Raw genomic sequence first — 10,185 nt, 5'->3', positions numbered from 1 at the left:
GGTCAGTTGTCAGTGGTCAGTTGTCAGTGGTCAGTTGTCAGTGGTCAGTTGTCAGTGGTCAGTTGTCAGTGGTCAGTGGTAAAAATCAAGATTTCCAGAGCAATCATTGGCAATTTTTAGTGGTGAGTTATTTCCGCCATCCTGCACTGGCTATTTTCCCACTTCTTTTGTGGTAATAAATTTTTTTTAAACTCTTTTTTTGTTTCCTTGTTCTCCTATTCTGCTGTCTCGATCGCAAAATTTTCTTTTCTACTCGCTTCTTCAGCTTAACGCTACTTATTATTATTAAGTCTCCTTATTCTGGTTTCTAATTAGTTCATTCGTACTATTCCATCCTTTTTTGTTGATGTGTGACAGTTGAGGGTGCGGAATGTGGGTTATAATGCGATCGCCCAGAGTGTAAGAACCTGGTAAGCCACTAACTTGACCAAGGCGGGGAACTGACGAGTCTGCGTTTCCCAGTACATCCTCATATATTAAGGCATGAGCTGGCTACTATCTGAAATTGGAGGGGATACTAACCACCGCTGATTTGAGCCATTAGGCAGCTTGGGTAAATGTAAGTCAGAGCAGAGGAACGACAGTGTTGAGAAAAAAGATTAATCCATTACTGCTGTGGAGCATCACATTTATTGCTCTGACGCTAAATTATTCCCCAAGCATCTCTTTAGTGGCGACAGCAGAGCAAAATCAAGCTCCGATAATACGCCCTTCAAATATTCTTGATGTTGTAAGTAATAAAATCAAAAACCAGCTTAACATCTCTCCCAGAGAATTAGCTGCATACGCCAATAAATTACTAGCGGAAAAAGGATTCGATTACGAGTTTGACGTTTGTGAAATTATTGGTCTTGAGCGATTGAGACAAATTACGTTACCTTCAACAATTACCTACTCGCACGCGATGACGCAGCTAGTAGGGGGAAATATCACCCTTAGATTTATCAGCCGCAATCCTGGGGCTGGAGCCTGCGGTGAATGTTTATCGCAAATTCCCATCCTTCAAGTGACACAACAAGAAATGGTTGTAATGTCAGAAGGTAAACGCTATCAACTAAAGCGACCAGCAGATTTTGGTTTAGATGAAGCGGCGTTGGTAGATGAAACGATGAAGAAGGTTTTGCGAACGTGGCAGTTGCCATATCAAACCGTACCAGAAGGTATCTCTGCTGATGGTACGAAACTTTATTTGGCAATTTATGAGGAGCAACTTGATGCTCTAGTTTTAGAATTATCAGAAGATGGAAAAGTCCAATTTAAGGCTCGGAGTGATGTTAACTTGCAAGGAGAAGGTGAAAGGATAGAAAACCATCCTAAAGAACCTGGAAATGACTATCTTATGTTTATGGGTGTTAATCTTGGGGGTAAGAAATATATCCTTAAATATAGTGCGCCTTGCACTTAAAAAGTTCCTAATTGACGCTCCGGTGCAATGCAATAGTTTGATAATTGCATTCACTCGTCGGTTTTAACCGCAGATAAATACGGATGTTTGACCACTCATAAGCGGATTTTTTGGATAATTAAATAACTTAGGAAGATGTTGAGCTTAAGTCGAAGGGGAAGCTAAATTGATGATGTTGAAGGTTGTAGAAGAGGCCACTATTGCAGCAGAACAAGAAAACTGGGCATTGCTAAATCAATACCTCCGGGGGCTTATAGAGAGTGAAAATTTGGCAGCGATCGATCGCAAACAGGTGCTAAATTGGGCCTTAGAAATTCTGGAAGCGGGGGATTTTCAAGAACGCTGGGATGTGGCAAAGGTGTTTCCCAACTTGGGAAATGAGGCGATAGCTCCTCTGATTTCTATCTTGTCAGACGAAGAAGCAGAAGAGGAATTGCGCTGGTTCGTGGCGCGGATACTGGGAGGATTCGATCGCCCAGAAGTAATTAATGCTTTAGTCGAAATCGTGGAAACCTCCGAAAGTGAAGAATTAAGTGCGATCGCCGCCGAAGCCTTGGCTAATTTGGGTCAATCTGCCGTTGCAGCTTTGACGGATTTGTTAGCAGAGGAAGAGACGCGGCTATTAGCAGTGCGATCGCTTTCCCATATCCGCCGTTCGGAAATAATTACGCCCCTCTTAGGCGTCGTCCACGACAAGCAAGAGTCGGTGCGTGCGGCTGCTATTGAAGCGCTCACCAGTTTCCACGATCCCCGCATACCCCCCGTACTGCTACAGGCTTTGAAGGACTTCGCTGCGCCAGTTAGACGGGAAGCTGCGATCGGTTTAGGTGTACGAGCTGACTTACTGGAAGAATTGGATCTCGTCAACCAAATCGTACCCCTGCTTTCGGACTTAAACCTGGAAGTTTGTGCTGCTGCTGCAAGTACCCTGGGACGTCTGGGAACTGATGCCGCCGCCGATGAGCTATTTCAAACATTGCTAAAGCCAAACATACCAATATCCTTACAACTGCAATGTGTCCGTTCTTTAGGCTGGATTGAGACACCAAAGGCTTTAGCATATTTGCAACAAGCACTTAGCTTTGAGCCGGTAGCTATATATCAGGAAATAGTGACAGTTTTGGGGCGAGTGGAACAGCCGGATTTAGCACTTCAAGCTGCTGGAATTTTAATCGACGCTTTGAAATCCCAGCATCAGGCGGCTCAACATCCCACCGTAAAACAAGCAATGGCAGTTAGTTTGGGGCAGCTTAAGAATCCTGAAGCTATAGATCTTCTGATCGAGCTGCTGGCAGATCCTGATTTGGGAGTAAGGCTGCACGCCACCTCTGCCCTTAAAAAATTCCCCAGTGCTAGAGCAAAATTACACCATATCGCAGCGGACAACAATCTCATGCCGGAACTCAAACAAGGAATTGCGATCGCCCTACAGGAATTTTAGATTTTAGCAACTGGTGGCTCAAATGTTTAGCTTTGTGGAAAGTGTCCGCTTACAAGGTGAAGAAGCGATGGCTCAACTTTATCACTCGGCGATCGATGCTTTTGACCGCAAGGAGTTCAGCAATCGATTTATACTTGTCGGATGAGCTAAAGACCAGATGCTAATGGCTAGACAGACGCTACCCAGGCACAGCAAGATGTAGGTAGGAGCCATTACCACGCCGATCGCCCACCAAGTAAAGACGTGAAGAACCATCAATAGTGCAGGGATGCAGGCAATTCCAGCGGCTCGAACTATCTGCTCTTGCGGACGGCCCAGTACTGTCAGGATGAGTGTATGCAAAGTCAAGAGCAAGTTGGCTGGCACCAGAAACGCACAAATGCCGATGCAGTGGGCGCGTGAAAACTCTGACAAGGTATGGAATTCAAACATAAACACCAGTTGTATTGGACATTTGAAGAAGTGATAATTGACTTTATTTCTTTTTTTTGGTAGTCCAAACGTTGGTGAACATCATCAAAAACGCCCCTATTATAAGCGCGATTGCTAGACTCACTGCTATTAAATTCTGCCAATCAGTAGTTTCCATTCGCTTATTGAGATATTTAGAACCAAAGCACACACCAATTATCTTAACTTAACCTAATTTTAGGCAAACTTCAACCAACCCCCAAACACAGACAGACTTGTTGCGGCCAATTCTGCGCTTACAGTCGGCTATGAGGAGTTGTTGTGCTTTTGTTCAAAAAAATAACATTTTTATTCCTCTGCTCATCTACTCACCGGATGAAATAGCATAGTAAATAAGGAATAGCCATTTTTTTAAAGTTCTGTTGCCGTATCAGGAGCAATTTCAATTCCCCCTGCTTCTTTTACTAGCTGCTGATCTGTAATCAGGTCACTCAATTCGTGAATTTCTACGCCAATATTATCGCAGGCTTGCTTTAGTTGTTGTTGGAAATTACTAAGATCTTTACCATAGCCACACAGATGAGCGGCGGTTTCAATTCCTTGTTTGGCATTGGCTTTGGCACAGTCGATTAAGTCTGTACCCAGAAGTGGTGTAGGTGATGCCATAGACTTAAATATTTCTCCTTTTTTTGATTACCATCATCTTAATAATATAGGGGCTAACTTACATCCTTCTAAGGAGTTATAGCTAGGGGCTAGGGGCTAGGGGCTAGGGACTAGGAAAGAGGGAAGAGGGAAGAGGGAAGAAGGTTACGGAGTAAGGGATGGAAGGTGAGAGGTAAAAGCTGGAGTTGTCCTAAGAGCCTTGGCGGTTGCTGTACATGGGCAAAAATAAATATTTTAATTTTTAATTAACTATAGTGCCAGTATTTGTAAGCAGCATAAGCGAGAGTGACGACTCCAGTAACGATCGCAGATTCATCGACTTCAAACTGGGGATGGTGTAGGGGGTAGTTTTGTTTCTCTTTAAACCCGACTCCGAGACGAAACATGGCTCCGGGTGCATATTCCAAATAACGGGAAAAGTCTTCGGCTCCCAGAGAGGGTTCGGGTAAGATCAGAACGCGATCGGTCCCCCAAGCTTCTCTGGCTGCCGTTTCTAGCAGCTGGCTCAGTACAGGGTCATTTTGGACTCCTGGGACTCCCTGCCTGTAGTTCAATTCATAGCTAGCACCGTAAGTCTGACAGACATTCGCCACGATTTTTTCGATCCAGTTGGGTAGGGCGCTACGGGTTTCTGGGTGGAGACTACGCACAGTTCCCAGCATTTTCACTTGGTCAGCAATCACATTAGGCGCTCGTCCACCAGATATTTTACCAATACTTAGCACGACAGGCCGCAGGGGATTTTGGGTGCGGCTAATTGCTTGCTGGAGATTAGTAATTACTTGAGCCGCAATCCAAATAGCATCGATCGCTTCGTGAGGTCTAGCACCGTGACCCGATTCACCAATAATTACGATCTCCACATCGTCCGCAGCTGCTGTTAAAGCTCCATAGCGGATACCCACCGATCCCCCCACAATAGAAGGGTAAACGTGAACCCCTAGAACGGCTCGTACATTTTCCATTGCCCCATCTTCCACCATCCAGTTGGCTCCTTGGGCAATTTCTTCCGCTGGCTGAAACAGGAAACGAACATTACCGTCGAAGTGTTCTCCCAACTCGGCAAGAACCATTGCTGTGCCTAAACCGACGGTTGTGTGGACATCGTGACCGCAGGCGTGCATGATTCCGGCAGATCGAGAAGCGTAGTCGAGGCAGGTGCGTTCCTGAATTGGTAGGGCGTCCATATCCGTCCGAATTGCCAACAATCCAGTATCTTTATTCTTACCTTCCAGTTCTCCAATAACGCCGGTTTTACCGACTGCTTCTTGGACGTGCAAACCGCAGGAAGACAAAACTCCGGCTACGAATGCGGCTGTCTGGTGTTCTTGGCCGCTTAATTCTGGGTGAGAGTGGATATGGCGGCGAATTTCAATCAGGCGTGGCGCTAGTTTGGTGGCTAGGTTTTTGATTTGGGTAAGCATGAATGATTTGGCTTGATTAATTTATCGAAGTTGTTTACAAATATTAACCGTGAAAACAAAAAGCGATCGCACCAGTTTTGGATAAAGGTGCGATCGCTTAGCAGGTCAAATGACCTATCGCCTAAATTCGCCTATTGTCCCTGTAGAAATCCCTGAAATTTTCTGGCTTCAGGGATACACTCTCAAAGACTTTGAGGAGTGTTACATCATGGGAGTCATTCCGCCCATTCCGCCTGGAGCCATTGCGCCGCCAGAAAGTGGGGCAGGTTCTTCGGGAGCAAATGGGGCAGGAAGCTCATCGGGAGAACGCATTCCCTTGTCAAGCTGCATTTGGAGTCCGGGAGGCAGACCCTTAATCTTACCGATAGACAGAGTATCTCCTTCCGCGATCTTAGAACTCATCCTTGAGGAAGGAAGATCGCCCGTACCGACCAGACAATTATCTGCGGTCAGCTTACCATCGCTAAAGATGGTCACCATGTAATCATCGTTCAATTCAAGTATGGAATAGTAGTTGCCATTCTGGGCTTGACCGCTCTTGGTAATCGAGTCTAACAACTCGTCTGAATCGCCATAACCAAAATCGGCTGCTCGTATCACATCTTTCTTCGCGTCGAAGTTGTAGATGTAGTACATACCACCCTTCATGGTGTCGCTGCCACCAGTCATGGTGTCGCTACCTGTCATGGTATCGGTGCCAGTGCCACCACTCATGGAGTCGGTGCCGGAGCCACCCTTCATGGTATCGGTGCCAGTGCCACCACTCATGGAGTCGGTGCCGGAGCCACCCTTCATGGTGTCGGAGCCAGACCCACCTGTCATGGAATCGGTGCCGGAGCCACCCTTCATGGTGTCGGAGCCAGACCCACCTGTCATGGTGTCGTCGTCGTCATCATCATCATCATCGTCATCGTCGTCATCACCGCCGCCGCTCATGGTGTCGGTGCCCTTGCTACTCTTCGGAGTGTAAGTAAAGACAAATGTGTCATCGCCACTACCGCCAACGAGGGTATCCTTACCATTACCGGCATAAATGACAGTATCCTTCTTACCGCCGATCAAAACATCATCTCCGTCACCGCCAAAGAGGATAGATTCGCCAGATCCACCGTAGAGGACGTCGTTACCAGCACCACCAGATAGGTAGTTCTTCTTTTCTCCTCCTATGAGGACATCATCGGATTTTCCACCAATTATCAGGTTGTCGCCTTCACCACCGATCAGGACGCCTGCACCCTGATCACCTTTGATGACTGCATCTTCATCAGTGGCTATGATTACCTGTTTGCCATCTTTTCCACCGGAGGCACCATCTTTAAGGGCGATCTTAATCAAACTATCTGCGTCAGTCGCACCTGGGAAGTCGGTTGATGCAATGTAACCTTTAGCCTTACCTTCCTGGAGATACTGCTCGAACGCATTCTCATATTCACCCTTGTCGAGCGAGTCTCCTACCTCTGAATTCAGTTCCTTGTAAAGTTTGAGGTCAAAGTTCTTACTGAATACACGATCCTCTTTGAAGCCATAGGTAGTTATATGCTCGTAGACAGAGAATTCGCCGCTTTTCACCCCAGGAGCGATATCCTTATTCTGTTCTAGGTACAAATTAACGTCGATCAGGGAGTTGAACTGACGATTTTCTTTAATTCCGTACAGATTCCAGTGCTGGAAGACATTGGTAATTGTCCCCTTTTCAAAGCCTTCCGCGATATCTTCATTCAGCTTTAGGTACTCCTCTTGATCGAAGTAGGGGTTCGGGCTGTCGCCATCCGATGCGCCTTTTGTAATGTAGTACTGCAAAGAGCTGGAGACTTCCCCGTTCTCGATCGCCTTCTTTACCTTGTCATTCTTCGCGTAAGACTGGCTGTCGAAGGCACCACCACCGAGATTGCGACCCTTCTCTTTGGAACCATACTTCAGGGCGTGTTCAAAATAACCGATTTCACCTTTAGAGGCTGCGTCCTTTACATCGAGGTTAACATCCGCATACCCTTTGACATTGAAGTAATCAGTACCTGTGCCGCGACCCTCTCTGTCGCCGATCCCCAGTATGTGATCGATCGTAGCACCAAGCTTGCCACCTTTGACCGCCTCGTCAACATCTGTATTTCCTTGGCGGTATTTGGTGACATCGATCGCTTCGCAGGGATTTAAATCCTCGAACTTGCCAATTTTTTCGTAGTGGTCTTTGGCATCTTTGGCTTTGCCTTCTTTGACCGCTTTGTCAATATCTTTCTTGTACTTTTTCTGGTAGTACTTCTCGTCAAAAACGTCTTTCACGCTTAAAGACATACAATCTCTCTCCCGCAAAGAATTATGGACAACGTTTTATCTTCCCATTAAGTACAGAAGAATATATACGTTACCCTGCTTGACTGTGTTTTAAAAGACTAGGTTCCCAACCAAAAAAATAAATTTTTATAACTGGTATGATGTCTTTAACTGTCTCTGTGGGAAACATACCAGCCATTCCTGCGAGTCGGTTTCCACTCAGTAATATCCCTTAGTAAGTCAGTAAAGATTTGCACTAAGAAATAATATCTACCTTTAGATAGATACAAAAAAAGGTGGGTTTTGATGCTGTGGCTAACCTGACAATTTTCACTTTCAGGGGTTAGCTGGGCTGGATGCAGCATAACCTCAAAAAGATTAAGTTTATGCGATCGCAGGGTGTGGCAATTTTAAATTTTAAGTAAAAATCTTAAAGCAGCGGCCCAGAAGGCCCGATCGGGCTGCTTGAGTGTAAGGTCAGCCCTACAAACACAGTCGCTTCTTTACGGGAAATAGCTTAATACTGTCCTAACATCTGCAATCTGTGGCTATAGCACCAGCAATCACAACGGTTTGGCAGATTTGACTAACCGGAAGGCAAGGCTTTCGATCGCCAATGGCCCAAGCCAGTGTATTACATTCTTTGAAGTTTTGCGGACTTTTGCAGGAGTGGCGGAAAGCGCTGAGGTAAACTAAGCCTTGATCCTGAGAAGCTTATCGTTCAAATCTGCATTTTGCAGATATTCCAGTTCTTGAGCCTTCATTTGGAGTCTTTATTCCATGTCTCATTCCGTAAAAATCTACGATACCTGCATTGGCTGCACTCAATGCGTCCGCGCTTGCCCGACTGACGTGCTGGAGATGGTTCCTTGGGATGGCTGCAAAGCAGCCCAAATTGCCTCATCCCCTCGCACACAAGACTGCGTTGGCTGCAAGCGGTGCGAAACTGCTTGTCCCACAGACTTTTTGAGCATCCGGGTTTACCTGGGAGCCGAAACGACTCGCAGTATGGGCTTGGCTTACTAAGCGGCCTATTTCAGTCTTAAGTGCTGAATGCTGAGTGCTGGGTGCTGAGTGAAGTTGACTCTTTGCTCGTTACTCGGTACTCAGCATTGTTTTAACTCAGATCTGGCACCAGCGTTATAACTTTTGTTTCTTACCACAGCCCGTAGCTGAAAGCCTAGATTTTTCGTCTAAAAACCCGGTTGTCGGATCTTGTTGAGAATAGTGCAAGATCTTACCTTTAGTTAAAAAGGGAGTAATTTGCCCCCTTTTTTGGCGAGTTCTAAAGATCGGCTGAAGTTCAACTCTGCTTGAGCTTCAGCCATTTGCCCTTTTTGTTTCTCGATCGCCTAAGTCCTTCCTTATTGACTTATTTTGGCAAAAGTTATTGACTTTTACTTGCAAAGGTATAAAACTCTATAAAGTGCTTGTTGCCATTTTTTATCTATAAACACTGGCAGTCCTTTCGTAATGGCAATAATAAAGATGATTATGCGTTTGAAGAAGAAAAATTTACTCGGTGCGGCGGCTGTTTTGGTAGCGCTGACAAGTGCGACTGTTGCGGCTCTTGACAAAATGCCACAGGCTTGGGCGCACCACACTTCCAGTCATGGGGTGCAAGAGCCTCTAGCCCAAGCAGCTCCAACTCGTCTGGCAATAGTTCTCCCTGGTCGCGGCGACTCCACAGACTTGCAAACAAAAGCAAATGCCATCGCCCAGTTTCTATCTCGCGAGATCGGAATGCCGGTAGATGCTACGGTAGCAGATGAGACAGCAGCTGTAGAAGCACTGAGAGCGAACCGAGCAGATGTTGCGTTCTTAAGCAGTCGTCCGGCTTTAAAAGCAGAGCAATTGGCAAACTCTCGTTTGTACTTAGCTGAAGTGCGTCCCAATTATTCTGGCAGATATACGTATCGCTCTGTTTTTGTCGTACCCAGCAACAGTTCGCTAAGAAGCGGCTCCACGCCTCAGACACTGCAACAATTGAGAGGTAAGAGAATGGCGTTTACTTCTCCGACTTCTGGGTCTGGTTTTATTTTCCCAGTCGGCGAGTTGGTGAAATTGCAGTTGGTGCCAAACCGCGATCGCCTAAACGGTTTCTTCGGTCAAATCAGCTACGGCAACAACTACAGCGGAGCCTTGCAAGCAGTCCTGCGGGGGCAAGCTGATGTCGCAGCTGTGTCAGAATATGCTCTGAAGCCTCCGTATATCACAGAGGAAGAAGGCAGAAAGTTGCGGGTTCTTTATGGAATCAATAACGTACCCGCCCACGGCGTTGCGATCGATGATGACGTTCCGGTTGCTATGCGGGAGAGAATTATCAACGCGATGCTCAAGTTAAATGAGCCAGCGAATAATCAACTGCTGCGGGATTTATATAATTCCACCGAATTGGTGAAAATTGACCATACACGGCACTTACAGCCGATGCGAGAAGCCCTACAACGTGCCGGTATAGAACTATAGGAAAGTCAAAAGTCAAAAGTCAAAAGTCAAAAGTCAAAAGTCAAAAGTCAAAAGTCAAAAAATAATTAATGACAACTGACAACTGACAACTGACAACT

8 protein-coding genes are annotated in these 10,185 nt (G+C 46.1%); 4 read left to right on the top strand and 4 right to left on the bottom strand.

The window, feature by feature from the left end:
* Positions 1–583: 583 nt before the first annotated feature.
* Positions 584–1,405, top strand: coding sequence for a hypothetical protein (locus LAY57_RS33680; protein ID WP_249071551.1), 822 nt, complete (start codon positions 584–586; stop codon positions 1,403–1,405).
* Positions 1,406–1,574: 169 nt separating this feature from the next.
* Complete coding sequence (locus LAY57_RS33675; protein WP_338022545.1) at positions 1,575–2,846, top strand: HEAT repeat domain-containing protein; 1,272 nt, start codon at positions 1,575–1,577, stop codon at positions 2,844–2,846.
* An 81-nt stretch (positions 2,847–2,927) separates the two neighbouring features.
* Here the strand turns inward: LAY57_RS33675 and LAY57_RS33670 are convergent, their stop codons facing one another.
* The 4 genes from LAY57_RS33670 to LAY57_RS33655 form a co-directional block, all read right to left on the bottom strand.
* On the bottom strand, positions 2,928–3,278 hold the full coding sequence (locus tag LAY57_RS33670) for a hypothetical protein (RefSeq protein WP_249071550.1): 351 nt from the start codon (positions 3,276–3,278) through the stop codon (positions 2,928–2,930).
* Positions 3,279–3,668: 390 nt separating this feature from the next.
* Complete coding sequence (locus tag LAY57_RS33665; RefSeq protein WP_249071549.1) at positions 3,669–3,923, bottom strand: hypothetical protein; 255 nt, start codon at positions 3,921–3,923, stop codon at positions 3,669–3,671.
* A gap of 245 nt (positions 3,924–4,168) precedes the next feature.
* On the bottom strand, positions 4,169–5,347 hold the full coding sequence (locus LAY57_RS33660) for a M20 family metallopeptidase (protein ID WP_249071548.1): 1,179 nt from the start codon (positions 5,345–5,347) through the stop codon (positions 4,169–4,171).
* Positions 5,348–5,548: 201 nt separating this feature from the next.
* Positions 5,549–7,639 carry a calcium-binding protein gene (locus tag LAY57_RS33655; protein WP_249071547.1) on the bottom strand — a complete coding sequence of 697 codons (2,091 nt, stop codon included), beginning with the start codon at positions 7,637–7,639 and terminating at the stop codon, positions 5,549–5,551.
* Positions 7,640–8,398: 759 nt separating this feature from the next.
* On the opposite strand from LAY57_RS33655, the gene psaC reads away from it, so the two are divergent.
* Together psaC and LAY57_RS33645 are read left to right on the top strand one after the other, a co-directional pair.
* Positions 8,399–8,644: a photosystem I iron-sulfur center protein PsaC gene (gene psaC, locus LAY57_RS33650; protein WP_013320503.1), complete on the top strand. Its 246-nt coding sequence runs from the start codon at positions 8,399–8,401 to the stop codon at positions 8,642–8,644.
* Positions 8,645–9,091: 447 nt separating this feature from the next.
* On the top strand, positions 9,092–10,087 hold the full coding sequence (locus tag LAY57_RS33645) for a phosphate/phosphite/phosphonate ABC transporter substrate-binding protein (protein ID WP_249071546.1): 996 nt from the start codon (positions 9,092–9,094) through the stop codon (positions 10,085–10,087).
* The last annotated feature ends 98 nt before the right edge of the window (positions 10,088–10,185 follow it).

Origin of the sequence: Argonema antarcticum A004/B2, from assembly GCF_023333585.1 — a bacterium.
GTDB lineage: Bacteria > Cyanobacteriota > Cyanobacteriia > Cyanobacteriales > Aerosakkonemataceae > Argonema > Argonema antarcticum.
This window is presented reverse-complemented; position numbering and strand designations above follow the sequence as displayed.

Coding starts and splice junctions, on each gene's coding strand:
- LAY57_RS33675 (WP_338022545.1), top strand. CDS start 1,575: ATGATGTTGAAGGTTGTAGAAGAGGCCACTATTGCAGCAGAACAAGAA.
- LAY57_RS33670 (WP_249071550.1), bottom strand. CDS start 3,278: ATGTTTGAATTCCATACCTTGTCAGAGTTTTCACGCGCCCACTGCATC.
- LAY57_RS33665 (WP_249071549.1), bottom strand. CDS start 3,923: ATGGCATCACCTACACCACTTCTGGGTACAGACTTAATCGACTGTGCC.
- LAY57_RS33660 (WP_249071548.1), bottom strand. CDS start 5,347: ATGCTTACCCAAATCAAAAACCTAGCCACCAAACTAGCGCCACGCCTG.
- LAY57_RS33655 (WP_249071547.1), bottom strand. CDS start 7,639: ATGTCTTTAAGCGTGAAAGACGTTTTTGACGAGAAGTACTACCAGAAA.
- psaC (WP_013320503.1), top strand. CDS start 8,399: ATGTCTCATTCCGTAAAAATCTACGATACCTGCATTGGCTGCACTCAA.
- LAY57_RS33645 (WP_249071546.1), top strand. CDS start 9,092: ATGGCAATAATAAAGATGATTATGCGTTTGAAGAAGAAAAATTTACTC.